Below are 25,377 nucleotides of genomic sequence, written 5' to 3'. Positions count from 1 at the left end.
CAAATCAACTAGATCATATCGTTTTGCTGGGGTGTGCACTTGTCGATTCATTCACTCAGGTTTTATCATTAAATCTTTTTAAATATGAATAGTAATATCTAAATAAAAACATATGGATAACCCTAATCGTTGATAAGGTTTTTTCCTGTAACAGCATAAAATATATGTAATTTTATGCTCTAGTTGAATCAAATTTTAGGCTTGTCAGATCAGTTTGTGGCCTTGTTGAGGTTCAACGTTATCAATACCTTTCAAAATAGATGATCTTAATTTCTTAATTTCTTAATTTCTTAATTTAAGCAGGATTCGGTTTATTGATAACATTTAGTTATTGTGAGGTGGGAAAATATAATTGGAATTGAAAAAGATGTAAGTCTATATTTCCTTTAATTTCATGGAAAAAATCTACGCTAGAGAAACCTGAAAATATTTAAAAATGAAATTACAAAATGGATTACTTCATTCACATTAAGTGGATAAAGGTATAAGGAAATAAGATGAGTTTAAAAAAAGTACATCAACATTCGTGGGTATCGCTAATTGTGTGCTGGTTAATTTGGCTAGTTATTGCATACGACCGTGAGTTGATATTTCGTGCCGCCATAATGATCTGTGAGGAGTTTTCACTCACGCCTACAGAATGGGGATATACCATTGCTCTAATTACTGTTTCACTGGCGTTATTGAGTATTCCTGTCAGTGCATATTGTGATGTTAAAGCACCAGGGTGGAAACGTGCAATTTTTCAATGGCCTTTAATTATCGGATTCACTTTACTGTCTTTACTATCAGGCATTATGTCTTTTAGTAATACTTTCTACAAATTTGTTATCTTACGAGTATTAGTGTCAATGGGCTGTGGTGCAGCTGAGCCGATTGGCGTTAGTAACACTGCTGAATGGTGGCCGAAAGAGCATCGTGGATTTGCTATCGGTGCACACCATGCAGGTTATCCAGTAGGTGCAATGCTGAGTGGTGTTGTTATGGCATCCATCATTTATTACTTTGGCCCTGAAAATTGGCGCTATGCATTCTATCTAGGCATTATGGTTTCTGTACCAGTCCTCACATTTTGGGTCATCTATTCAACTAAACAGCGTTATGATGAATTTCATGATTCTTGTATCGAGCGTGGATTTACAGCTCCTACAGAAAATTTAAAAATTGAATCTGATGATCAAAATAAAAAACAAGCTCAAAAAGGATTACTGAAAAAAACTTTAAAATCTCGCGGTATTTTATTTACTGCAGGAAGTACATTAATTACACACATTGTATATCTTGGATTTCTCACCATTTTTCCAGCCTACCTCTACAATATTGTCGGTTTAAATCTAGCAGAATCTGCTGGTTTAAGTGCGGTATTTACCATTACAGGGATCATGGGGCAAATTTTTTGGCCTTCTTTATCAGACAAAATTGGTCGACGTAAAACCTTAATTCTTTGTGGAATTTGGATGGCAGGCGGAATACTCAGTTTCTGTTTAACTCAAGGTGTTACTTCAGTCATTATTATTCAATTAATTTTCGGTTTCTCAGCGAATGCAATTTGGCCCATTTATTATGCAACTGCATCAGATTATGCGGATCAAGATGCAATGGGGACAGCAAATAGTATCATTACTGTAGCACTCTATGTTGGCGGAGCAATTGCGCCAATTTTAATGGGATCTCTATTGACTAACTTTGGCGGTTGGCATAATGCAACAGGTTATACACTTTGCTTTATTTTGATGTCTGTATGTGCGCTGATAGGTGTTTTACTGCAAGTTATCTTAGGTTATTTGGATAAAAAAGATAATTTAAAAACTATTTAATCGCCAAAAAATTAGATTTATTTCAACTACATATTTCTGCTGATTAGTGTGTAGTTGCTATCTAATGTTTTAATATTTGATTAAAGAATTTGACTTTAATCTAGGGAAGATTTGTCTAAAAAAAAGGATTTTTAATGAAAAAAATCGTCAGTTTAATGGCAGCTATGATAGTTTTTATACCATTGCAAAGTGTCTGGTCACTTGAGAGTCATGGATATATACGACTGGGTACTGGTAATTCAGAAAGCGGTAGTAGTCAACAATGTTTTCAGCTTACTGGTGCTGAATCTAAATATCGTTTGGGAAATGAGTGCGAACAATATGCTGAGCTTTTTCTCTCACAGAAAGTGTTTGAATTTTCAGATCAATCTAAACTTAGCCTCAACGCAATGGGGCAATTCATGAATGAATATAGCCATACATTAAAATTTTCAGATGAATATGGTTCCACAAGACTCAGTCAAGCTTATGTCAATTGGGAAAATATAAGCTTTTTAAATGGTGCTAATATGTGGGTTGGTCGACGATATTATAACCGTCATGATATTCATATTTCAGACCTGTTTTACTGGAATCAAAGTGCCACAGGCTTTGGTCTGGATGGCTTCAATTTAGAACCATTTTCACTGAGTTATGTATTTTCTCGAAAAGATAATGTTAATCAAGAGCCGTATGTAAATCGACATGATCTTACTTTTAAAGGTATACAACTCAATAAGCTCAATGAATTACAGCTTGGAGTGTCCTACGTAGATGCTGAACATACGGGTATAGCTTATACAATTGAAAATATCACCCAAGGTATTGGGAATGGTAAAAATACATTGACTCTTCAATATGGAACTGGGGCAGGGATAGGTCTAGGATATACCGGTGATCCAGAGCTTGATCGTGAGAGTAAAAAATGGCGTATTCTTGATTACATTGATTGGGAAACAAACTCCAAGTTGTTTAATGGTCAGCTACAAGTGTTGTATCAGCAAACCCAGCTTAAAGATCAAGATAAAGTGAATTGGTTTTCAGCAGGTAGTCGTACCGCTTATGTGTTGAATGATCATTTCAAACTGTCCACAGAAATTGGTTTTGATCAGATTCGTAGCAAGGGAGAAAATCGTCAATTAAGTAAATTGACCATTGCACCGACCTATGCGCCTAAAGGAACTCGATTTTATGACCGCCCTGAATTGAGAGTATATTACACTTATGCCTATTGGAATGATCAAGAGAAAGTTATCAGAGACTTGAGTAATAATGAATTTATCAATCAAAATCAGGGCTCAAACTTTGGCCTACAACTCGAATATTTCTGGTAATACAATTTAAGTAGTTTTTTCACCTTATATCGATATGACGAATATGTTGCAACTGTAGTTGTAAAAGCAAACGCATAATTCAAAATATTACTTTTTTATATATTCCAACTAAAAGGCCTGGTTATTGTTTAGATAAGCAGGCCCTAATACTTGATTTATTTTGTATTTTGATATCAAGAATTTCAAGCGAAAGACTAAATCAGATTCTGCTTATGACCTAAGATATTTTGGTTGATATTACTTTCTAAAATAGAAAATAAACGTTCTTGCGCTTCATTCGTTGCCCAAGCGATATGTGCAGTAATCATAACATTTGGATGATTTGTTTTTAGTAATAGATGGTCTTTAGTTGGCGGTTCTTGATCTAGAACATCTGCACCAAATCCAGCAATTTGATGGTTTTCTAAAGCATGAGCAACATCATGATTATTGATTAAACCGCCACGCCCCACATTAATTAAAATACTGTCTTTTTTCATTTGTTTAAGCACAGTAGCATTAATCATGCCACGAGTTTCATCATTTAACTCACAATGCAGTGAAAGTACATCTGCTTGCTTAATCGCTTGATCAAAAGGAACATAGCCTTCACGACATTTTTCAGCATTTTTACGTTCGCTGAAAATGACATTCATTCCAAATGCTCGAGCTTTATCGGCTAAGGCTTGACCAATTTCCCCTTTACCCAAAATGGTTAAAGTTTTATTTTTTAATTCACGTATGGGCGATGCTAAGTAAAAAGAAACTGAACCTTCAGACCAAGCTCCGCTTTGCACAGCATTGAGTTGAGACGAAAAGTTTTTAATCAGATTTATCATGAAGATAAAAGCATGTTCAGCAACGGCATCACCTGCATACCCACGAATATTACAAATTTCCACATTTTTTGATTTAAGTAAGTCTACATTTACATGATCATAGCCGGTAGAACATAATACCAATAATTTAAGGTTCGGGTTGTTTGCTAGAATTTGCTCATCTACTTTTAAATCACTAATAATAATGACATCTTGATCTTTAACTTGATCATAAAATTGCTGTTGATTCAGTTGTTCATACTCAGTGTATTCCACCGGAAAATCAAAGCTAAATGCTTTATTAATTAATACGCCTTTTTCGACACATGTAATTTTTAAAGTTTTCATAAATTTATATATCTAAATAAAATTTAAAAGGAGACTTAAACTTATTTTTTAATTAAGTTATAAGCCATTTTGGTATCATCCAATTGCACTAAAGATGCATGTCTTGCAGAGAGGGGATCTTTATTTTCTATCGCGGTTAAAATTGCTTTGTGACGAGGTAATGAATAACTTTGTAAATTAGGTCGTAAGCTGGTGACTTTAATCGATTGCTGTAAAGGCAAAACCAACATTTTTGACATATAAGAGAGTAGGTCATTATGTGTGGCTTTTGCAATAGCCAAATGGAAGTCAATATCAGGTTGAATGAACTCTTCTACATTTTTGGCTTTTTCCATACCATCATAGGCATTCTTTATCTTCTGTATATCTTCTTCTGTTGCGGTACTCGCTGCAATATAGGCGAGTTCAGGCTCTAAGACATGACGAACAGTAGACAATGTTTTAAAGAATTCATTTTCAGGGGTGGATTGAATTAACCAAAATAAAACATCCGGATCGAGTAAATACCATTCATCTTTAGGTCGAACTACTGTACCAATACGTGGCCGAGAATAGGTTAAACCCTTGGCATTTAAGACTCGTATTGCTTCGCGAAAAACGGGACGACTAACCTGAAATTCCTTGCATAATTCAGCCTCAGAGGGTAATTTTTCATTTTCAGGAATTTCACCTGAAACGATTTTTAGACCCAATTGTTGAACAATGAGTGCATGCTGGCTTTTACTCGGAACAGGGTTTTTATAGTCGGCGTTACTCATAATTCTGCAATTAATTTTCTTTGACCTTAGTATGGTATAGATGACCCTGTAAATTAACAAGATCATCTATTTTGAGTAACTTAGTGTGAGTGACGTGGAACTTCAGAGCCGCGACAGCCTACAAGAAAGTCAAAGTCGCAACCTTCATCCGCTTGAAGCACATGATTAACATAAAGCTCACGATACCCGCCAATAAAGTTTGGTTTTGGCGGTTCTTCTAAATTTGCCAGACGGTGTTGCAACTCTGCATCGCTGATGTCTAAATGTAATTTACCTGCATAAGCATCCAGTTCAATAAAGTCACCATTTTGAACTGCGCCTAATGGACCACCGGCCATAGCTTCGGGTGCAACATGTAGCACAACGGTACCGTATGCTGTACCACTCATACGGGCATCTGAAATACGAACCATATCCGTGATGCCTTTTTCAAGAATCTTGGGTGGCAAGCCCATATTGCCAACTTCAGCCATGCCTGGATAACCTTTTGGCCCAGCATTTTTGAGGACAAGAATACAGGTTTCATCTACATCCAGATCTGGATCGGCAATACGTGCTTTATAGTCATCAAAATTTTCAAATACTACAGCACGACCACGATGTTTCATTAATTTTGGTGAAGCTGCAGATGGTTTTAATACCGCACCTTTAGGCGCAAGATTACCGCGTAAGATACACATGCCACCATCTTTACGTAGTGGATTATCCATTTGACGGATGACTTCATCGTTATAAATGGGTGAGTTTTGACAATTGTCCCAAATACTTTCACCATTGACTGTCAATGCATTCGGATGTGGTAATAAATTATGTTCGCCCATACGACGAATTACGGCTGGTAAGCCACCACTATAATAAAACTCTTCCATCAAGAAGCGACCAGACGGTTGTAAATCTACAATTGTTGGCATACCACGACCAACACGATTCCAATCATCCAATTCTAAATCTACACCAATACGACCTGCTATGGCCTTTAAATGAATCACTGCATTAGTTGAACCGCCAATGGCTGCATTCACTTTAATGGCATTTTCAAAAGCTTCTTTAGTTAAGACTTTAGAAAGAGTCAAATCTTCTTTGACCATATCCACAATACGCATACCCGACAAATGAGCCAGAACATAGCGACGTGAGTCAACGGCTGGAATCGCGGCATTATGTGGTAATGATGTACCTAAGGCTTCAGCCATACATGCCATTGTGGATGCCGTGCCCATGGTATTACACGTACCTGCTGAACGAGACATACCCGCTTCAGCAGAAAGGAACTCATTTAAATCAATTTTGCCTGCCTTTAATTCTTCATGCATTTGCCAAACAATAGTTCCAGCACCAATGTCTTTGCCTTTATGTTTACCATTCAGCATTGGGCCACCTGTCACCACAATTGAAGGAACGTCACAACTTGCAGCTCCCATCAATAGAGCTGGGGTGGTCTTATCGCAACCGGTAAGTAACACAACACCATCCATAGGGTTACCACGAATAGCTTCTTCGACATCCATACTGGCCAAATTACGCGTTAACATTGCCGTAGGACGTAAGTTGGACTCGCCACTTGAAAAAACAGGGAATTCGACAGGATAACCACCCGCCTCTAAAATTCCTTTTTTTACATGTTCTGCAATTTTACGAAAGTGGGCATTACATGGTGTGAGTTCTGACCACGTATTACAGATACCAATAATCGGGCGACCATCAAATGCATGATCTGGAATCCCTTGGTTTTTCATCCAGCTACGATACATAAATCCATTTTTATCTGTCGTTCCAAACCAAGCGGTTGAGCGTAAAGGTTTCTTTTCTGACATCTCTATATCCTTATATAGTATTACTATTGAAATAATATTTAGCAAAATACACTAAAAAAATTCTTTTTAAAAGAGTTTGAAATTTAAATAGTAATACTATATTTTATTTTATAGAAAGTTTCCTTTAGCATGATGCTTAAGAATAAATCTATGGAAGGTGGAGTCGAATATGGATTTCGAAAAGGATGTTATACGGACGGTGACATATAAGCTGATCCCTGCATTGGTCATACTTTATCTTGTTGCCTATATCGACCGTGCGGCAGTTGGCTTTGCGCATTTGCATATGGGGGCAGATGTTGGGATTGGCGATGCTGCCTATGGATTAGGCGCAGGTTTATTTTTTATTGGTTATTTTCTATTCGAAGTTCCAAGCAATTTACTTTTGGATAAATTCGGCGCGCGCAAGTGGTTCACTCGAATTTTATTGACATGGGGTTTAATCACCATGGCGATGGCACTGATTGAAGGCCCTAAAAGTTTTTATGCCCTCAGATTCTTGTTGGGTGTAGCTGAAGCAGGTTTCTTTCCTGGTGTTTTATATTTAATTACCCAATGGTATCCAGTGCGTCACCGTGGAAAAATCATGGGCATGTTTGTACTGTCTCAGCCCCTTGCGATGATGATTGCAGGCCCATTGGCTGGCGCATTGCTTGGTATGGATGGCGTGGCGAATATGCATGGCTGGCAGTGGCTATTTATTGCTGTAGGTTTACCCGCAGTTCTTCTTGCCTTACCCACCTATTTATACTTGCCAGACAATATTAATAAAGTGAAATGGTTAACCGATCAGCAAAAAAACTGGCTGAAAAATGAATTGGTTAAAGATGAATCTGAATACGACCAAACACGGCATGGTAATCCTTTACTGGCTTTAAAAGATAAACGGGTTTTAACTCTTGCGCTTTATTACCTTCCAGTCACCTTAAGTATTTACGGTTTAAATTTATGGCTTCCAACCATTATTAAACAATTTGGTGGCGGAACTGATCTACAAGTGGGCTTTTTGTCCAGTATTCCTTATGTTTTTGGCATTATCGGTCTTTTGATTATTCCACGCAGTACAGACCGTTTAAATGATCGTTATGGACATTTGGCTTTTCTATATGCCTTTGGTGCTTGTGCCATGTTCTTGAGTGCTTGGCTAAGCTCACCTGTCTTACAGTTGGCTGCATTGTCAGCGGTCGCTTTTTGCCTATTTTCCACAACGGCTGTTTTTTGGACTTTACCAGGTCGGTTTTTAACTGGGGCAAGTGCAGCAGCAGGCATTGCATTAATCAATTCAGTCGGCAATTTAGGTGGCTATCTTGGGCCGTATGGTATTGGATTATTAAAAGAATATACAGGCAATATGGCAGCAGGTCTGTATTTCCTCTCTATCGTTATGGTTTTTGGCTTAATTTTGACTTACTTCGTTTATTCAAAATTAGAAAGAAACAAATCTCAAAAATTAAATTTAAGTGAACAAGCGTAAAAGGAATTTGTAATGAATGTAATTCAGTTTGAAATTAATCATAATCAGCGTGCTGTTGGTATTGTGGAAAAGAATACGGTTCAGCGTGTAAATATCGTAGAGAGTGTTCGGGATTTAGCATTAATGGCGATTCAGAATCAACTCAGTCTGGAACAACAAGTTCAACAGCTGGGGTATAGCGATGACAGTTATGACTATCAATCTTTACTAGTAGAATTAAAAGTTCTTCCACCTTTGGATCATCCAGATACCGCTCACTGCTTTATATCAGGTACAGGTTTAACCCATTTAGGTTCAGCATCTACGCGTGACAAAATGCATCAACAAAATTTAAATGATGCTGCATCAGTGACCGATACCATGCGCATGTTCCAATGGGGGGTTGAAAAAGGTAAACCTACTACAGGTAATGTCGGCGCGCAACCTGAATGGTTTTATAAAGGGGATGGTTCTATCGTGGTTCGTCCCGGTACGGATTTACCTTTACCTCCTTTTGCAGAAGATGGTGGCGAAGAACCTGAAATAGCAGGTTTATATGTGATCGGTCCAGATTCAAAACCGTATCGAATTGGTTTTGCCTTGGGCAATGAATATTCTGATCATATTATGGAACGTCGTAATTACCTATATCTTGCACATTCTAAATTACGTGCTTGCAGTTATGGACCAGAGTTACGTACAGGTGAACTTCCAAATCATTTGGTCGGTACAAGCCGTTTACGCCGAGATGGTGAAGTCATTTGGGAAAAAGAATTTTTATCAGGCGAAGATAATATGTGTCATAGCCTCAGTAATTTGGAATATCACCATTTTAAATATCAGCAATTTTTAAAACCTGGGGATGTGCATGTTCATTATTTTGGTACAGCAACGTTGTCATTTGCAGATGGAATACAAGCACAAGTCGGCGATGAATTTGAAATTGAAATGAAAGAATTTGGTCATCCTCTGAAAAATAAACTTGCACATACCCATGCTGAATTGCCGATTGGCGCAGTTATTACACTTTAAGGAACCGGCTATGACCATTGGGAAAAACTTTATTGCGGGTCAACGCAGTGCATTGGGACATGAAATCTTACAGAGCGTTCATGCCACCACGGGTGACGTTTTGGTTTATGAATTCCATCAGGCCACTGAACAAGAAGTTAATTTGGCCTGTGAAGTTGCGAGCCAAGCCTTTAAGCACTACCGTCACACGTCACCTGAACAACGTGCTCAGTTTCTTGAAGCAATCGCTGATGAATTAGATGCACTTGGGCAAGATTTTCTAGAGATTGTTTCTCAGGAAACGGCTCTACCGCTTGCCCGCCTACAAGGTGAACGAGGTCGAACCAGTGGTCAAATGCGTTTATTTGCCAAAGTGTTACGTCGTGGTGATTTCCTTGGTGCACGTATTGATACCGCATTGCCTGATCGTCAACCGATGCCTCGTGTAGATTTACGTCAAATTAAAATTGGCGTAGGTCCCATTGCTGTCTTTGGTGCAAGCAACTTCCCATTGGCCTTTTCCACAGCAGGTGGTGATACCGCTTCGGCTTTAGCTGCAGGCTGTCCTGTGGTGGTGAAAGCACACAGTGGTCATATGGCAACGGCAGATTTAGTGGCACAAGCCATTGAACGGGCCGTCGAAAAAACCAATATGCCCAAAGGTGTATTCAATATGATCTATGGTAATGGGGTTGGTGCAGCGCTGGTCAAACATCCATTGATTCAAGCCGTGGGTTTTACAGGATCATTAAAAGGTGGTCGAGCATTGTGTGATATGGCGGCTTCCCGCCCACAACCCATTCCTGTATTTGCAGAAATGAGTAGTATCAATCCCATGCTGATGCTGCCTGCCGCGCTTAAAACCCGTGGTGCTCAAATTGCTCAGGACTTGGCTGATTCTGTAGTAATGGGGTGTGGTCAGTTCTGTACTAGCCCCGGTTTGACCATTGGGATTAAATCAGCTGAATATAGCCAGATGATTGAGACACTGACAAATATCATGAATGGTAAGCCTGCACAGACCATGCTAAATGCAGGGACATTGAAAAGTTACGCCTCGGGTCTCGAACATCTAACCGCACATCAGGGCATTCAGCATTTAGCTGGTCACGAGCAACAAGGAACTCAGGCGCAGCCTCAGCTATTTAAAGCAGATGTACAGCTACTGCTGGCAGCAGATCAATTGTTACAAGAAGAGATCTTTGGTCCAACGACCATTGTAATTGAAGTTGAAGACAAGGCCCAATTGATTCAAGCCCTCAGTAGCATGAATGGTCAATTGACGGCATCCCTCATTGCAGATGAAGCCGATTTAACTGAATTTTCAGCAGTAGTGCCGATATTGGAAGAAAAAGCAGGACGGTTATTATTAAACGGTTATCCAACGGGTGTGGAAGTCTGTGATGCAATGGTTCATGGAGGACCATATCCGGCAACGTCGGATGCACGTGGTACGTCTGTTGGCACATTGGCCATTGAACGTTATCTACGTCCTGTATGTTATCAAAACTATCCGCAAAGTTTATTACCAGAAGCATTACGTGATGAGAATCCGCTCAATCTCTTAAGATTGATCAATGGTGAAATGACCCGAAATCCAATCTAAAAATATTAAAAGAGACCTGGAAATAGGTCTCTTTTTTATACAAACTGGCTTATTTTGAAATGAAAGTTAGGGGGGAAACATATTAAAAAGTATGGTAACTTCATAATCTAAAATAAATAATATTTGCGTTTAATGATTGAAAAAGCAAGATTCAAACAGATTATTCGCTTTTTTGCTATAAATTTCACTGCAAATCACTGCAAATCACTGGATAAATCGACCACTCGTTTTTTTCATAGGTTACAAGCCATCCTTACCCGATAGACCACAAGTATAAAAATTACATAGCTAAGTCTAAATGATTCATACTCATGCTAAGTTCCTCTGCTTCCAGTACTCCCTTCTAATCCTTCAACTTTAAGCTCAAGAGATTGTGGTCTGCCAATACATGCTAAATGTAAGCAAAATTTAAATGCAGCAAGCGCATGACCATCTTTGACTGAATAGAGTTGTAGACGAGGAAAATCCTCTTGTGTTGATGGATGTTTATCTGTTGATGCTTTTGCTAGTTTGAAAAGTTGAGGCTGTTGTTTAGCATCTAACTTTGTTTGCAAATTTTGTCCAAATAAGTGCCAAAATTTGGCAGGAAATAAAGCCTTAACCTGGGAGTAAAAATGTTCGAGTTGATCGATATCCTTCCAGCGATAATGGATACCTGTGTGTGATGCGGTCACTCGATTCAAAAATACATTCAGGACGCATGCAATTTGTGTTGGTTTTTTACGAGCTACTTTCTGTAAATGTTCAAAAAAATAAGTCAACGCATGACGCTCTTCAGCGGTATCAAGCATCGCCGGCTTTAAGTGTGTTGAGCTCTCAATACTAAATAAACGCGGATTCCCTTTTTTTGATTTAATATTTGCTAAATTTAGGGCATTTTCAAACCAATAATTGACGAGCTCTTCTGGTAAGCACATACGTTGAGCTGCACTTTTAGGATCGTTAGTAGTCTCCAATATATTGAGCGTTTCATAAAAGCGTTGAAGTGAAATTTTAGAATCTTCTGTTCCAGCAAAGAAAGCAAAAAAATCATGGGATTGATCTATTTGTAACGACAGTTCATCCAAAATGTCAGTAGCATTACTTTGGAGCCAGTTTGTTTGATCGTTCAATAACATAGTTGCTAGAACTGCCTGATTTTTTTCAAAATTAAAGTCTTTTTCATCATTTGTTATTTTTAAATTTTTAAACGTTGCATTGTGGCCCATGATTTTTTTAGCCAGTTCATTAGGCATATCTGGATGATATTTTAGTAGTTTTTGACCAGCTATGAGATAACTTAAATGAATATAGCTTTTGAAAGTTTCAACTGGCTCTATATGTCCTAAGAGATGTGCAATAACAAACCAATGGTTTTGTCCATGTTGATTCTGAAGTAGCTCAGCTCGAATTTTTTGATATTCGTCTTCACTATAGTCAGTCAGCTTTTGCACAAGTGGTGCATATTCGCAGTTGAGTAACAGTGATAAGTGATTCGCTGTAGTGTGACGAAAAGAGTGAAATGAATAATGATGTTCTTTAAAGATTTGATTCAGTATTTGTTTTAGTGGCGTGGTGACAGTATGTTTATTCAGTTTTTTATTTTCATTCAAGTTACTGAATAAATATAAGCTTTTCTTATTCTCTAAACGTTTTTCCACAACATAATCGCTAAAAAATTGGTGTTCATCATCTTTAAGTAAAGCATAGGCGGGTACAATCCGTTCAGCACTATCTGTTTTGAGTAGATGTTGATTCCCTTGTTTTTTTGAACCATAAGGTTGAATCCATATAGAAAGTTGATCGAAACCCTCGATATCTTTTACACGTAAACCGAGTATTTCATTAATACGCATACCAGTGCGGTATCCCAAAATATAAATTATTTTCAATATTTTATAATGATGATCTGAAATAAAGTGGTCATGTAAAAGTTGATCCAATTTCTTTAATATCACTTGGAATGTTACGTGCCCAATGATACGTGCGCGGGGTCTACTTTGTGATGCAATAAATTCGAGTTCGAAATCTTCTGCTTGAAAAACAATTTGTTGAAAGGTGTGAAAGCGTTTCAACATACGAATAGTTTGGTCTTTAGATTTTTTAAACTCAGGTTGATCTGCTTCATCAGCAAGTCGTGTATTGCTAATGATTTGTTGATAGATTTTGTTCAGCAGATCATTAATGTCATCGTCGGCATCGAAGTATTGTAAGGCATGAGTTAAAAACGGTTCTGCGATCCGGGTGTAGTATGTATAGATTGAACTATCTGCGAGTTTTTGATTGTCTTGAAATGACTTAGTGTACTTAACTGCATCAAAATCAAAGGTTGCTAGTTCTTGTATTTGTTCTGAACTTGGTCGATAGAGACTGATGAGCCACAGGATAATACGCTTAGAAAACTCATTAAACTGAGTCTGATATATGAGACAAAATTCAATAATGAGTTCAACAATTGGTTTTTCCGTTGATGATGTGCGAATAATTTTCAGCAAGTTTTTATGAATAAATATTACATTCTCTACCGCTTCAGACGTATTTAGATTTGGTAAGGGCTTGGGTGTAGAAGATATATTTCGTTCGAGTTCATCCACTAACTGAGTTTTAAATTTTGGGAGAGCAAAATTTTCAAACTCATGTTCAGATAAACCACAAGTGAGTGTTTTTTCTAACAAGCATTGTGATAATGCTGGGTCAACATCTGAATTTTTCAGTTGTAGCCAGTTGAAATTGGAGTAGTCACGTAGAAATTTAAAAGTCTTGCTTGTGTATGGATGTTTAATTTTTTGAAAAATGAGACGAAGGTAAGCACCCACGTCAAGACTGATGTCACGAATTTGTCTTGTATTGAAATGAATGAGCCAAAGGCGTGTTAGTTGATCTGGAACAAAATTACGCGATTTGCGTATCGTTTTTTCATCAATAAATAAATCACCATAGCTCTGAGAAAGTGGCTCTAAAAAGATGATATTAAAATCGCAAATTTTTTGGATTTTTGCCAGGTTTTTTAAATGTTCGAGCAAAGCATTTAATGAAGATGTTTGATTTAATCCACCGTATAACATTGAGCAAAGCAGAATATTCCCAATAATTTCATCATCAGAAAAAGCAGAACTATCTTGAGCAAGAATCCAATAATCCCAAAGTTTTTCTATAATGATGTCAATTTCATGACCGGCCTGGATCCAATCTGGGGTGAAAATTGGTTCATCGCGTTTCATCTCAAAGGTGAGGTACGGTAATGGGAAGTCTAGGTTATTGTTCTTATTGAGATATTTGATATATGTTCGGAAGAATTCATGTGCATATTTTTTCCAAGCCAAATTTGGTGCTTTACGTTTAATAAACTCATAAATCGCGGGATAAGCTTGAATTAAGTCTTCAGTTGAGAATTTTTGTTCATCAAAGTATTGTCGGAGCTCTTGTTCTGCATCAGCTCGTAGGGTCTTTTCTAATTCATTACGTTGAAGTTGACGTCTATCTTCAGCATAGCGTTTTTTTTGGATTTTTTTATTGAATGATGACATGTACTTCAATCCCGCTAATTTTAAATTGATCTTTCATTTGCTCTAAAACATCTGCAATTTTAGAAAATTGAGAGAGCGATAAACTGGAAAATGGATGTGCTGCTTCTTGTTGCATGAGTTCATGTCCAAAGAGAGCTAAAATCTCAGGTTCGGTAATTTTATGAGTTAAAAAAGCACGTGCTGTGTGGCGGTGCCAGTTTGCATGATCAAGGCATAATTCAGGATGAAAATTTTTGACTATAGAAGGGCTTAGTGATATCCACTCGTTATTTTTGATAATGCCAAGTAAGGGCAATTGACTTGTTTTGATTTGTTGTAAGAGATCAGCTAAGTGTGAGTGGCTCATTATGATTTGAATCGAAAAATATTCTAAAAAATTAAGGAATTTTTTTATCTCTTCAACTAAAAATGGGCAAAGTGGAATGAGGCGTCCGAATCCATTGCGGCCGCCTACTTCTTTGTCAGAAACCATCAAAATTTGGCGTTTTAAATTAAAGTTTTTAAGAAATCCAGGGAATTCAGCAACGGGGCGTGCTGCTGTAAAAAGAAGGAGGATATGCCATAGCCAGATGTTGTAATGATTAAAGATTGAAATTAGGTCATCTTCGGCTTGTGAAAAAATATTAAATTTCAATACAGCAAAAATCTCTGTAATTACCTGTGGCTTGGGAGCTTTACGACTACCAAAATAAAGTGTTGAATCAGATGGTGAAGTGGTAACACCACTTTCATATTTACGCACTATATCCGCACAGAGTGATTTTAAAATATCGAGATATTGTGCGTGTAAACGCGGGATATGCTGATGACAATAAGAAATAGACGATGACTGATTTGCATCAATCCCTGTAACTAGGTCTGCAAGTTGTTTATTACCTGTTTTTTCAAGAACCGTGTGATGCAGTAGAGAACTCACCTTTACGACAGACAGTTTTGGAATCAATAATTCTTGTCTTAATTTGCGTAAATATTGCTGTATATCATCGAAACTAACCGAATTCATTTTGCGGAGATCCTCAATGAATAGATTAGGGATTGGAATGTCTAAATAGATCGTCTGATTGAGCAAGTTGTCTGAATACTCAAAATCGCGGTTCTCAAATACATTAAATTTACTGCTTAAGAAGAACTGATCATTTTTATGGATCAATTTTTGGCGGTTATTTAAGTTTATAGCTCGCTTGCTTTGTATATATAGCCACTCATTCACACTGTTGCCTGTTAAAAATGCGAGCATCAGGATCAAAGCACTTTTATTTTGATGTTCAGAGTAGTCCACATGAAGTCTTTTCAGTAGATGATTCACGCTAGATGGATTCGGGAAAAAACTACTCGACGTGAGTAAATGTTCTTTGCGTTGAATATGTTTTGCAACAAGCCGTAGAACATAGTTTTGACTCGTTTCTGAATGTGCTGCGAGTGGTGTGACGTGAGTTGGATTGACAACAATTTGCCTATTAATCGGCTCATCAATTAACGTTTCTATATTCAGTGCTTTAGATTTAGCACCTTTTTTGATTTCGATACTTTCTTCAATGAATTGTTCTTCATCAAGAAACTGATGTTGAAGCTGTGTATCAATACTTGTACGTGCAATCTTCGCTTTGTTTTTTAAAACGTAGTTAAAAGTAATGCGAATATCATTGAGTAGATTGCGATCAAACTCAGGCAATTCATCCGTATCTAATGTGATCAGATGTTGAATAAATTGTTCTAAGCTCAGCGTTGGATCTTTAAGATAGACATTCCAGAGGCGTTTATACTCTTCTGTATTATGATATTTTTTTTCAGTATCTAAATTTTTATTTGCAGTTCTAAAACGCTGAAATAAGCGCTTTACTGTATTGAAGTGTTCTGCGTGTGCTTGTTTAAAAAGATCTGGCTTGAGCTCAGGAAGAGCAATTAAATAAATTGCTGCTTTTAAAACTAGAATATTCCAATTTTGTGCATGAGTCTGCGACTCAGATAATTGCGAAATTGAATTGATATATGAAGTGATCGGTAGATCGCTGATCTTAACTTTTTTAGTAAAAGAGATTACTGATGGTTTAGGTAGATTTGACTGAAATTCTACATCGACGTTAAAGCAATCGAGATTGAGACCATCTAGAAAGTTGTCAGCCTGTTGCAAAGACAATAGTTTAATTACATAGTTGATGTGTTGTGCACGTTCAAATTTCTCATCACCAAACAGTTTTTCAAGCATTTTTTGCAGTGAAATAACTGGCAAATCAATATGTTCGTTTAGATCGTTCGACACTATGATCTCCAAATTTTTTCTGTACTTAGGCAGCTATCAGGGCGATCGATAAGTTCTTTTACACAACTGCTGTGTAGTGATAATTCATTAAAAATCTGTGTGCGTTCTTGCTTGATATTTTTCATCCGCTGATTGAGTTGGTTTCGAGAGCATGAAAGCAAGTGTGCAAGTAGCTCTAGACTCATTTGATGGTGTGGCTTCAAAGATGAGTCTTTGTTAAGAGTTAATAGTGTTTGACGCGAAAGATGCATATTAATTAAGTGCAATGTTTTCTTTGGATCCAAAGACTTAATATCGAATTTTGAATTTTTGATGAATTGAATAAATTCACGACTGCATAACTCCATCAGAAATACTAATTCCTCATCTGAAAAAGTTGGTTTTTGATGAATAATTAAAGAGACTTCTTTAGCATCTTGTTTTACATAGCTTAGATATAAGTGAATATTGTTAAAGATGGTGTAGCCATCAAAATTTGCAGTTTTCCACACGTGAAGTTCTTTTAGACGATTAGAAATATCTAAATCTGCAGCGAGATTTTTAAACATATGTAAGTAACATAGGTTTAAACCAAAAGCATATGGATGAATGATGATTCTGCTTTTTTTGAAATTTTTTAGAGTACTTATCTGTGTTGCTGGAAACTTTAAAAGTAGTTCAGATGTCAAATCCATGTGTGCTATTGAATAAAAATAATACAGTAATATTCACGTATATTTGGAGTGTTTGAATATGGCAGGAGGCATCATTTTTTTCTTGTTTTTAAAGTTTTTTTATTATTGAAAGTTTCAAATTTTCCTCCTCAATCGGATACTCACTATTAGTTAGCTATATTTGTGAGTTGGCAAAAAATATCAAGTTTCTATTATGATGTTCACATAGCAGATTAGACTGAATAGGGTAGGGATGAGTACAGCTGATTATTACAATAACAATGCTCAAATTTTTTTGATAGTACATACCGAGTTGACATGCAGAGTTTGTACGAACCATTTTTTAAGTATTTCCCTACACAAGTAAAGATTTTGGACTTGGACTTGGGCTGTGGGTCGGGTGATGACACTTTGGATTTCAAAAGTAGAGGGTATCAAGTTGATGCAATAGATGATTCGGCTGAGCTGGTAGTTAATGCGTACTAAATTTTCAAATGAAACATTTCGACCAGCTTCCAGATTAGATACTGTATTCACACCAATACCAGCAACGTCTGCTTGAGTTATTTCTAGATAAAGTCGTTCTTTACGAAGCCTCTCACATAATAACGCAACAACTTCTTCAGGTTTTCTGAGTTTTAAATCCATAATATTGTGTCTTATATTTAGTTATGGCTATTAAGCCACAAAATAATGGAGTTATGAGCTGTGCCAGTTGATCGGTAATGAGGTGCTTTATTGGCTGATTAGATCCTATTAGATTAAAGAAATCTAATTAGACATTTCCAATCTAATAGAATCTATTGCAATGAACCAAGCGTTGCTGCGTAATTGAGATGACTACCATCTCCAATGACCCTTGGCATTCTACGTACAGAACTGGCTAAACAAATTTTAGGTATGTTTGAGACTGGGCTAGCTAGCTCTCTTACTTTTTTCCTCACGCCGGATGGGAAAAATGGAATTTTTATAAAAGATATTACGCCCCTAGCTGAACAGTTTGGATGGCGCATTTTTTATTTCAGTTTTTTAGATGCGGGTTTTTGTGTTGTTTTCCCAAGTAGAGATTTTATGTTAAATAAAAAATAAATTTTGAAAACTCACTTGGATAAAAATAATACTTTACTACTATAATAGGTATATAATAGGGGAAACTGACTATACTTTACTATTTAAATAGAATTATGAATGATTTTTGCTCTGTCCAAATATTTCTGAATAATCAATGGATCGATTGTGCCACTATTGAAGTAATAGGTGAAAAAGCTAAAGGTTGGAAAGCTAGCTGCGGAACATATTATTCAATGGATTACGCAATTGAACATATGGGATTACGAGATGGTCATGCTGTTTCAAACCATTATCCGATTAATTTAGAAAGCAATATTGAGCCTACGTGGCCAGCTTTTCTAGTTGATCTATTACCTCAAGGATATGGTCGAAAAGAACTATTAAAAAAACTTGGCCGCCCTGAGTATGAAGAAGAGTCAGCAGATTGGCCATTGCTTAAAGTAGGAGCGAGCAACCCTATTGGTAACTTAAGAATAAAAGAAGCTCATGAATGGCTTTTAACTCAATATTCAGATCAGTTAGTACAAGGATTTTCAATACAGGAAATTATCGAACGTAGTGAAGAGTTTCTTGAGTCATTATCATCTTTTGGACTATTTATCTCTGGATCATCTGGCGTTCAAGGCGAGTGGCCAAAACTATTACTAACACAAGGTCATGATGAGTTATTTTATCTTGATCATACGTTACCTGATGAAATGGCTAAACAGCACTGGTTGGTTAAATTTAGCCGAGGAACGGATCAACGTCTAAACAAAATTTTGAATCAAGAACCCTTATATATGCAAATAGCAGCATATTTAGGATTGCGAGTATTTAGACCTCTAGAATTACATGGAAGAACTTTATTTATTCCACGTTTTGATCGGCAAGTGGTTGATAACCGTGTTGAAAGAATAGCCCAAGAAAGTTTAGCTTCTTTTAGTGGAAAAGCTGGCTTCGGAGTAAAAATGTCTCATAACGAAGTCTGCAAAATTATCATGAATTATTGTACGGATCCAGAAACAGAAATTCTTGAATATGCAAAAAGAGATTTAGCCAATATCGCTTTAGGAAATAAAGATAATCATACCCGTAATACGGCATTTCAAAGGCTTAACAATGGCGATATTCAATTAACGCCTTTATTTGATTTTGCCCCTATGTGGCTACATCCTGATGGAATCGCGAGATCTACTCGATGGGAAAAAGACGATAACAATTGGGCTTCAATTGCTCATCAAATTGTAGAATGCAGTTCTTTAACCATAGAACAAATAAAATCTGTATTTTCTGAACAATTACCTTTGTATCAAGGGCTTTTAACTCATATGAAATCTATCGGGATAGATGATGAAATTCTAGAAAATTGTGCATATCGCATTGAAGGTATTTGCGCACAATTAAAGGAGATTTGTCATGGATAAACGTTTTATTCCACTCTCTCAAATAGAGCAAATTAGAAAAAGACAATATGTCTTAGAAATGATTCAGCTTAATCCAGACTGGCCGATACATGTCATTGCAAAATTCATTAGAACAGAGCTGCATCTGACATTACATGAAATGTCCAAGATCACTAAAATTTCGCTTCAAACTTTACAGAAGCTCGAGCGATCAGATGCAAATCCAACCTTAGAAACAATGCTAAAACTTTTAACCCCATTTGGTTTAAAATTAACTGTCGTGAAGAAATGAGAACTTTCAATCAGGATATTTTCGACCTTAATGATCTGTTTAACTTCTCTGATTTGATTGTCTTTACTCACAATATTCCTATTGAGTGAGTCGAATCTGTGCTCAGGTTGAGCAGTTCGGCTACTATTCTGAAATGACAGCTTTGTCCGTTATAATTGTATAAACATTTAGTGTCTGGTAATCATGTCCTCATTGATCAATTTTCTATCTCGCTTTAGTACCGCAACTATTCAGCGCAGTCTGAGCTATGCTAAACACATTGATAGGGAAACGATTGAGTTCTTTGAGGAAAGCGGCGATGTCACGATGTATGCTCAAATTGAGGGTACAGACTATTACGATACCGCCATTACCTATAATCCTAAAAAGGACCGTTTAATCGATGACGATTGTACTTGTCCCGTTAGATATAACTGTAAACATGCTGCTGCTTTAGCACGGTTATTCTTTCAAGAATATCGCCAAGAATTTCAGCAGCGTTCTGCTGAATCTCAATCAACACGGTCAATAGCAAACCGCCAACAGGGATATGATCAGGCGCAACGCTGGTTGCATGACTTTAAACGGCAGTTAGAACAGACGGACCCTGAGCAACCTTCCCAAACAAACACTTATTTAATTTACCTGTTAAATCAGTCTATCAGCTCAAAAAAATTGACCCTTGTTGTGCAGAAGGCCAGACGCAATAAAAATGGCTCGATTGCCGGTGAAAGTGATTATACGCAATATGAAAATATAACCAGAAAGCATCTGACTTTACCTGAACAAAAACGACAATTATTTAATCAGGTTTATTATTACGCCAAAACAAACAGTGACGAACGCTTTTATCAGAGCAATCTTGATATATCCGGGATTTTATTGGAGCACTTCAAAAGTTTTATTCAAAGTGGCGATGTTTATTGGCAAAAAAAGAGCCATGCTGCACTTAAATGGTCAGAGCAAGGGTACAACATCGAGTTTATATGGGAACAAGGTGTCAAAAAACAGACGGAGCATTTAAACATTGAATTGGTCAATGGCGATATTCGACTCGATTTAAAATCAAATCCGCATATTCAAATTCTCGCTAGCCAGCCACCGTGTTATGTCGATATTCGACAGAACACGGTGGGTCAATTATATGGTGAATATACGGCAAATCTGCTCTACCATTTTTTGCAGATGCCTGATCTTCCATCCGCGCTATTGTCTGAGTTTGAACATATTACTCATCAATATTCAAACGTGCAGAATCTGCCTCAGTCTGAGTCTATTCAGAGTGTTAAGGTCCTTGCCGGTAGCCCCCAGCCAATTTTACGCTTTGGTGTTTTAGATAAATTTGATTGGAAATTGGAGGAGTCTGTTTGTGCTGAAATTGAATTCTCCTATGCAGGCGGGCGAATAAAAGCGGGTACATCAGGTGACAGTTTTATCGGTGAGCAGCATGGCAAAATGGTGCGACAGCTTCGGGATTTTGTTCAGGAACAACAGGCAATCCAGCGTTTACAGCTGTTGGTCAAATCACTGGAGTGGGTGAAAGATCTGAGCAATGACCAGCAATTAAAACTGGATAAACAACGTCTCGACTCTATGGTCTGGGCTTTCTATGGAGACTGGATCAGGCAACTCATGCCCATCAATCAAATTGAATTGATGGGGTGGCGGATAGAGCATCTGGAACACAGCCCATTTAAGCTGCAATATGTAGAAAATTTAAATATTTCCATCACTGAATCTGAAAGCCAGCAGGACTGGTTCAATATCGGGGCGACCGTTCAGGACAGTGCAGGCAATTGCTATAACCTGCTCGATGCCATTGCCGTTTTGGTACAACAGCAGCCTGATTTACTTGATCCGCGGACTTTTAGTTATCTGAATGACAGTCAAATTTTTACCCTGAAAACTGCAGTGGATCAACCCGATTTGGCTCTATCCGCCAGGGACATTAAGCCGGTATTGTTGCATCTGCGGAGCATTTTACAGCAAGAAGAGCGCAGTATCGATCGCTATGATGCGAGTCAGTTACTGGAGGTACAGCATCATCTTGGGATGGCATGGCAGGTCAGTGACCGGCTGCAGAAATTTGCACAGAAATTCAAACAAGGCTATCAGCAACAACTGCCGACACCAAAAGGTTTTCAGGGGGAATTGCGTCCATACCAGCAGCAGGGCTTAGGCTGGTTACAGTTTTTAAGGGAAACCCAGCATGGCGGGATTCTTGCAGATGATATGGGCCTGGGCAAAACAGCACAAACTTTAGCGCATTTGCTCATGGAAAAGCAGGCTGGACATTTGCAGGACAGCCCCGCCTTAATTGTTGCACCTACATCGCTGATGCATAACTGGCTCAAAGAAGCGCAGAAATTTACCCCCGATCTCAAGGTACTGCTGCTACAAGGGCCGGACCGCCATCAGTATTTTGAACAGATTCCGCAATATGACATTGTTTTAACCACCTATCCGCTCCTGGCGAGAGATGAAGAACAACTGAAGCAATATGAATATCATCAACTCATTTTGGATGAAGCACAGAATATCAAAAATCCGCGTGCCAAAGCTGCACAGGTAGTACGGCAATTAAAAGCGCGACATCGTCTGTGTCTAACCGGTACCCCGATGGAAAATCATTTGGGTGAGCTGTGGGCACTATTTTATTTTCTGATGCCAGGATTTTTATATTCACAAGAAATCTTTAATAAAAAATACCGCTATCCGATTGAAAAACGCGGTGATCAGGAGTTAAGGCAAAAGCTGGTGAACCGGATTAAGCCCTTCATTTTACGTCGCTTGAAAACTGACGTCGCCAAAGAATTGCCTGAAAAAACCACGATTGAAGTCAATATTGACATGAATGAACAGCAATCCAAGCTATACGGGGCTGTTCGCGCCACGATGCAGGAAAACATTCAGAAAATTGTGGCAGAAAAAGGCTTTAAACGTAGTCAAATTCAAATTTTAGATGCCTTGTTGAAACTACGTCAGGTGTGCTGCCATCCTAGTTTGCTGAAACTGGATTCGGTTAAAACCGGGCAGGCACATTCTGCCAAACTTGAACAGTTGATGGATATGGTCGTCCCGATGGTGGAAGAGGGACGAAAAGTTCTCATCTTTTCTCAGTTTACTTCAATGTTGGAATTGATTGAGCAGCGACTCAATCACTCGGAAATTGGCTATGTCAAACTGACTGGAAAGACCAAAAAACGAGATGAAGTCATTACTACATTTCAGTCTGGACAAGTGCCTGTGTTTTTAATCAGCCTTAAAGCTGGAGGCGTAGGCTTGAATTTGACAGCAGCGGATACGGTCATTCACTATGATCCATGGTGGAACCCTGCTGCTGAAGATCAGGCTTCAGATCGTGCATGGAGGATTGGACAGGACAAGCCGGTATTTGTGTACAAGCTGATTACCAATCAAAGTATAGAAGAAAAAATTATTGCCTTGCAGCAAAATAAAGCAGAACTGGCACAGTCTATTCTAAGCGCCGATCATGAGGGCGAAGCGAAACTTACGGAAAATGATGTGATGAAATTGTTTGAGAAATTTTAGTATTTTATTTTTGGCTAGTCTTTTTGTCGAGACTGTAAATTAAATAAACTTTATCATCAGGAATGAGCATCAATTGAGCATTTAATTCTGCCGCAATAATTTCTAAGATCTCTAATCGTGGATTGGCCTGACTTTACAGTTTTTGGTACTGCTGCCTTGAAATGCCTGTGCGGGATTGCATATCAACTTGCTTTAAGCTCAATTTTTAATGGTAATTAAAGCCAAACAGGAATAAGTTTTTAGTAAACATGTAGATGAGTTTAACTTGATTGATACAAGGAGCTGCATATGGAAATCAAACAACTGAAACAGGAGGAAGTCGTTACAGATGTTCTATGTGATGTATGTAATCAATTAACGCAACTGGAGTTTGGAACTTTATCAGCGAATTGGGGGTATGGCTCCACGCATGATGGGGAAAGATATGAGTTGCAGTTATGTGAGAAATGTTTCTTTTATACCCTAGCGACGTTAAAAAAAGAGAGAGTAGATGAGTTTATGTTTGATGAAAATTTTGACCCAGCGACATTGGATGGGTTTGGATTGAAGTAAGTTTAATAATATTAATACGATCTAGCGATTAAATTTTTTAATGAGCAGTGGGGATGGTGGATTTATTTTATAAATGTTTTCAATATATTAAGATGTTTTGGTCGTGAGTAAAGTGTAAGTGGCCTACTGTAGACTTTCATACTTTTTTTACTTGTGTGAGAGCGTATGTATAAATATCTTGGATTAATATATTCATACTTAAATGTACTGCTTAGGAAGACAGGTTGTGTCGTATCAATGGAGTTATTCCTTGAATAAAATTATAATGATGTATAAGCTACTGGAGACAATCTTCCAGTAAATCTGTTTTTAAGACGACTAGACTATGAGTTTTACACTACGCTTTTCAGGTCATGAGACTTTTGCATTAAGATATGGATGGCTTAATAAGTCGTATAATTCATTAGATTATAAAGAAAAAAATGAAGAAAATTTGGTTGTCGACCTAGGTGTAGGTAAAAACATGGTCAATAGTATTAAATATTGGACCGAAATTTCAGGTTTACAACCGCTTAAAGTTAGTGATCAAAAAAAAAGGTACATTTCGGACATTACAAAAGTTATTAAGTTATATGATTCTTATTTAGAGAAACCGGTATCAAACTGGCTTTTGCATTATTATATTCAAAAAAATTATTCAGAATTGACGTTTGCTCGATGGTATTTCAATTTTTCAAATAAGCAGTTTTTTGATAAAAATGATTTAATTTTAGATTTAATGGATTGGTTAAACACAGAGAATTTAAAAATCCCTGCGCTTGCAACTTTACAGAAAGATTTTGATTGTTTTGCACTCTGTTATGGGAAAAAACTAAGCAAAACCTTTAAAGGAGAAGATAGTTTTATCTCTCCTTTAAATGAGTTAGGTTTACTGTATCACTTGGAAGCTAATAAATTTAAGTCTGATTTTACTGAACAAAAAAGTTTAAAACCTGAAGTATTTTTATACTGTCTAGTGGATTTTTGGCAAACATTTTTTAAGAATACTTCGACGATTAGTGTCGATAGTATTTTAACTATGCCCGGAAGCCCTGGACGTTTATTTAGAATCAATAATATCGGTATCGATTTTTATTTAAATCAATGTTCATTACTTGATGAAAGATTTTTTTGGTCGGACACATTAGGTATTAGAAGCTTAGCATGCAAAGATATTCAAGCTTTTGATTTAGATAATTTATTAGAAAAAATTTATAGTGAGAGTGAGTAA

Annotated in this window: 18 protein-coding genes and 2 pseudogenes; 12 read left to right on the top strand and 8 right to left on the bottom strand. The window is 37.3% G+C overall.

The genetic code is table 11. From position 1 onward, the window contains the following. Window positions 1-497: 497 nt before the first annotated feature. Both V5M36_RS15235 and V5M36_RS15230 read left to right on the top strand, forming a co-directional pair. Entirely contained in the window at window positions 498-1,817 is a 1,320-nt protein-coding gene (locus V5M36_RS15235) for an MFS transporter (RefSeq protein ID WP_338560519.1), read from the top strand. Between the two features lie 134 nt (window positions 1,818-1,951). Further along, the gene (locus V5M36_RS15230) at window positions 1,952-3,130 is read left to right on the top strand and encodes a maltoporin (protein WP_338560517.1); all 1,179 of its coding nucleotides are present in this window, start codon (window positions 1,952-1,954) and stop codon (window positions 3,128-3,130) included. 194 nt (window positions 3,131-3,324) lie between these two features. Here the strand turns inward: V5M36_RS15230 and V5M36_RS15225 are convergent, their stop codons facing one another. From V5M36_RS15225 to V5M36_RS15215, 3 genes are all read right to left on the bottom strand, one after another. After that, window positions 3,325-4,275 carry an NAD(P)-dependent oxidoreductase gene (locus tag V5M36_RS15225; protein ID WP_338560515.1) on the bottom strand — a complete coding sequence of 317 codons (951 nt, stop codon included), beginning with the start codon at window positions 4,273-4,275 and terminating at the stop codon, window positions 3,325-3,327. A 41-nt stretch (window positions 4,276-4,316) separates the two neighbouring features. After that, the gene (locus V5M36_RS15220; RefSeq protein ID WP_338560513.1) at window positions 4,317-5,033 is read right to left on the bottom strand and encodes a FadR/GntR family transcriptional regulator; all 717 of its coding nucleotides are present in this window, start codon (window positions 5,031-5,033) and stop codon (window positions 4,317-4,319) included. A gap of 80 nt (window positions 5,034-5,113) precedes the next feature. After that, a complete protein-coding gene (locus V5M36_RS15215; protein WP_338560511.1) occupies window positions 5,114-6,847 on the bottom strand; it encodes an IlvD/Edd family dehydratase in 1,734 nt (577 codons plus the stop codon). Between the two features lie 169 nt (window positions 6,848-7,016). On the opposite strand from V5M36_RS15215, the gene V5M36_RS15210 reads away from it, so the two are divergent. Genes V5M36_RS15210 through V5M36_RS15200 form a run of 3 tightly spaced genes read left to right on the top strand, consistent with a single transcriptional unit; the run spans window position 7,017 to window position 10,917 of the window. After that, window positions 7,017-8,321 (top strand): MFS transporter, encoded by a 1,305-nt coding sequence (locus V5M36_RS15210; protein WP_338560508.1) that lies wholly within the window; start codon window positions 7,017-7,019, stop codon window positions 8,319-8,321. 12 nt (window positions 8,322-8,333) lie between these two features. Next, window positions 8,334-9,332: an AraD1 family protein gene (araD1, locus tag V5M36_RS15205; protein WP_338560505.1), complete on the top strand. Its 999-nt coding sequence runs from the start codon at window positions 8,334-8,336 to the stop codon at window positions 9,330-9,332. Between the two features lie 10 nt (window positions 9,333-9,342). After that, window positions 9,343-10,917, top strand: a complete 1,575-nt coding sequence (locus V5M36_RS15200; protein ID WP_338560503.1) for an aldehyde dehydrogenase (NADP(+)) — start codon at window positions 9,343-9,345, stop codon at window positions 10,915-10,917. Window positions 10,918-11,231: 314 nt separating this feature from the next. Here the strand turns inward: V5M36_RS15200 and V5M36_RS15195 are convergent, their stop codons facing one another. Genes V5M36_RS15195 through V5M36_RS15185 form a run of 3 tightly spaced genes read right to left on the bottom strand, consistent with a single transcriptional unit; the run spans window position 11,232 to window position 17,357 of the window. Next, window positions 11,232-14,423 (bottom strand): site-specific integrase, encoded by a 3,192-nt coding sequence (locus tag V5M36_RS15195; protein ID WP_338560500.1) that lies wholly within the window; start codon window positions 14,421-14,423, stop codon window positions 11,232-11,234. Next, window positions 14,407-16,683: a hypothetical protein gene (locus V5M36_RS15190; RefSeq protein ID WP_338560498.1), complete on the bottom strand. Its 2,277-nt coding sequence runs from the start codon at window positions 16,681-16,683 to the stop codon at window positions 14,407-14,409. Before V5M36_RS15190 ends, V5M36_RS15195 begins: the two co-directional genes overlap by 17 nt. Then, window positions 16,683-17,357 carry a hypothetical protein gene (locus V5M36_RS15185; RefSeq protein WP_004668045.1) on the bottom strand — a complete coding sequence of 225 codons (675 nt, stop codon included), beginning with the start codon at window positions 17,355-17,357 and terminating at the stop codon, window positions 16,683-16,685. Before V5M36_RS15185 ends, V5M36_RS15190 begins: the two co-directional genes overlap by 1 nt. Before the next feature lie 297 nt (window positions 17,358-17,654). Between V5M36_RS15185 and V5M36_RS16150 the strand changes: the two genes are divergently transcribed. Further along, window positions 17,655-17,822: a class I SAM-dependent methyltransferase gene (locus V5M36_RS16150; RefSeq protein WP_005200775.1), complete on the top strand. Its 168-nt coding sequence runs from the start codon at window positions 17,655-17,657 to the stop codon at window positions 17,820-17,822. Here the strand turns inward: V5M36_RS16150 and V5M36_RS16145 are convergent. Then, a pseudogene (locus V5M36_RS16145) lies at window positions 17,790-17,984 on the bottom strand (helix-turn-helix domain-containing protein); the annotation flags it as partial. The gene V5M36_RS16150 and the pseudogene V5M36_RS16145 overlap by 33 nt on opposite strands. Before the next feature lie 204 nt (window positions 17,985-18,188). Here V5M36_RS16145 and V5M36_RS15175 point away from each other — a divergent pair. The 4 genes from V5M36_RS15175 (at window position 18,189) to V5M36_RS15160 (ending at window position 23,615) form a co-directional block, all read left to right on the top strand. After that, window positions 18,189-18,425, top strand: coding sequence for a hypothetical protein (locus V5M36_RS15175; protein WP_005200773.1), 237 nt, complete (start codon window positions 18,189-18,191; stop codon window positions 18,423-18,425). 95 nt (window positions 18,426-18,520) lie between these two features. After that, on the top strand, window positions 18,521-19,813 hold the full coding sequence (locus tag V5M36_RS15170) for a type II toxin-antitoxin system HipA family toxin (RefSeq protein ID WP_338560494.1): 1,293 nt from the start codon (window positions 18,521-18,523) through the stop codon (window positions 19,811-19,813). Further along, window positions 19,806-20,084, top strand: coding sequence for a helix-turn-helix domain-containing protein (locus V5M36_RS15165; RefSeq protein WP_053579060.1), 279 nt, complete (start codon window positions 19,806-19,808; stop codon window positions 20,082-20,084). The genes V5M36_RS15170 and V5M36_RS15165 overlap by 8 nt, the downstream gene beginning before the upstream one ends. Before the next feature lie 183 nt (window positions 20,085-20,267). After that, window positions 20,268-23,615 carry a DEAD/DEAH box helicase gene (locus V5M36_RS15160; RefSeq protein ID WP_338560488.1) on the top strand — a complete coding sequence of 1,116 codons (3,348 nt, stop codon included), beginning with the start codon at window positions 20,268-20,270 and terminating at the stop codon, window positions 23,613-23,615. A gap of 28 nt (window positions 23,616-23,643) precedes the next feature. On the opposite strand, the pseudogene V5M36_RS15155 reads toward V5M36_RS15160, so the two are convergent. Continuing rightward, window positions 23,644-23,817 (bottom strand): annotated as a pseudogene (locus tag V5M36_RS15155) (transcriptional regulator); the annotation flags it as partial. Window positions 23,818-23,903: 86 nt separating this feature from the next. On the opposite strand from V5M36_RS15155, the gene V5M36_RS15150 reads away from it, so the two are divergent. Continuing rightward, window positions 23,904-24,167 carry a hypothetical protein gene (locus V5M36_RS15150; RefSeq protein WP_004668053.1) on the top strand — a complete coding sequence of 88 codons (264 nt, stop codon included), beginning with the start codon at window positions 23,904-23,906 and terminating at the stop codon, window positions 24,165-24,167. 325 nt (window positions 24,168-24,492) lie between these two features. Then, window positions 24,493-25,377: a DUF4007 family protein gene (locus tag V5M36_RS15145; protein ID WP_004668054.1), complete on the top strand. Its 885-nt coding sequence runs from the start codon at window positions 24,493-24,495 to the stop codon at window positions 25,375-25,377.

Origin of the sequence: Acinetobacter sp. KS-LM10 (assembly GCF_036896575.1) — a bacterium.
Classification (GTDB): domain Bacteria; phylum Pseudomonadota; class Gammaproteobacteria; order Pseudomonadales; family Moraxellaceae; genus Acinetobacter; species Acinetobacter avistercoris.
This window is presented reverse-complemented; position numbering and strand designations above follow the sequence as displayed.

Excerpts from the sequence above, each read along its gene's own strand:
- V5M36_RS15235 (WP_338560519.1), top strand. The coding sequence starts at position 498 with ATGAGTTTAAAAAAAGTACATCAACATTCGTGGGTATCGCTAATTGTG.
- V5M36_RS15230 (WP_338560517.1), top strand. The coding sequence starts at position 1,952 with ATGAAAAAAATCGTCAGTTTAATGGCAGCTATGATAGTTTTTATACCA.
- V5M36_RS15225 (WP_338560515.1), bottom strand. The coding sequence starts at position 4,275 with ATGAAAACTTTAAAAATTACATGTGTCGAAAAAGGCGTATTAATTAAT.
- V5M36_RS15220 (WP_338560513.1), bottom strand. The coding sequence starts at position 5,033 with ATGAGTAACGCCGACTATAAAAACCCTGTTCCGAGTAAAAGCCAGCAT.
- V5M36_RS15215 (WP_338560511.1), bottom strand. The coding sequence starts at position 6,847 with ATGTCAGAAAAGAAACCTTTACGCTCAACCGCTTGGTTTGGAACGACA.
- V5M36_RS15210 (WP_338560508.1), top strand. The coding sequence starts at position 7,017 with ATGGATTTCGAAAAGGATGTTATACGGACGGTGACATATAAGCTGATC.
- araD1 (WP_338560505.1), top strand. The coding sequence starts at position 8,334 with ATGAATGTAATTCAGTTTGAAATTAATCATAATCAGCGTGCTGTTGGT.
- V5M36_RS15200 (WP_338560503.1), top strand. The coding sequence starts at position 9,343 with ATGACCATTGGGAAAAACTTTATTGCGGGTCAACGCAGTGCATTGGGA.
- V5M36_RS15195 (WP_338560500.1), bottom strand. The coding sequence starts at position 14,423 with ATGTCATCATTCAATAAAAAAATCCAAAAAAAACGCTATGCTGAAGAT.
- V5M36_RS15185 (WP_004668045.1), bottom strand. The coding sequence starts at position 17,357 with ATGGATTTGACATCTGAACTACTTTTAAAGTTTCCAGCAACACAGATA.
- V5M36_RS16150 (WP_005200775.1), top strand. The coding sequence starts at position 17,655 with ATGCAGAGTTTGTACGAACCATTTTTTAAGTATTTCCCTACACAAGTA.
- V5M36_RS15175 (WP_005200773.1), top strand. The coding sequence starts at position 18,189 with ATGACCCTTGGCATTCTACGTACAGAACTGGCTAAACAAATTTTAGGT.
- V5M36_RS15170 (WP_338560494.1), top strand. The coding sequence starts at position 18,521 with ATGAATGATTTTTGCTCTGTCCAAATATTTCTGAATAATCAATGGATC.
- V5M36_RS15165 (WP_053579060.1), top strand. The coding sequence starts at position 19,806 with ATGGATAAACGTTTTATTCCACTCTCTCAAATAGAGCAAATTAGAAAA.
- V5M36_RS15160 (WP_338560488.1), top strand. The coding sequence starts at position 20,268 with ATGTCCTCATTGATCAATTTTCTATCTCGCTTTAGTACCGCAACTATT.
- V5M36_RS15150 (WP_004668053.1), top strand. The coding sequence starts at position 23,904 with ATGGAAATCAAACAACTGAAACAGGAGGAAGTCGTTACAGATGTTCTA.
- V5M36_RS15145 (WP_004668054.1), top strand. The coding sequence starts at position 24,493 with ATGAGTTTTACACTACGCTTTTCAGGTCATGAGACTTTTGCATTAAGA.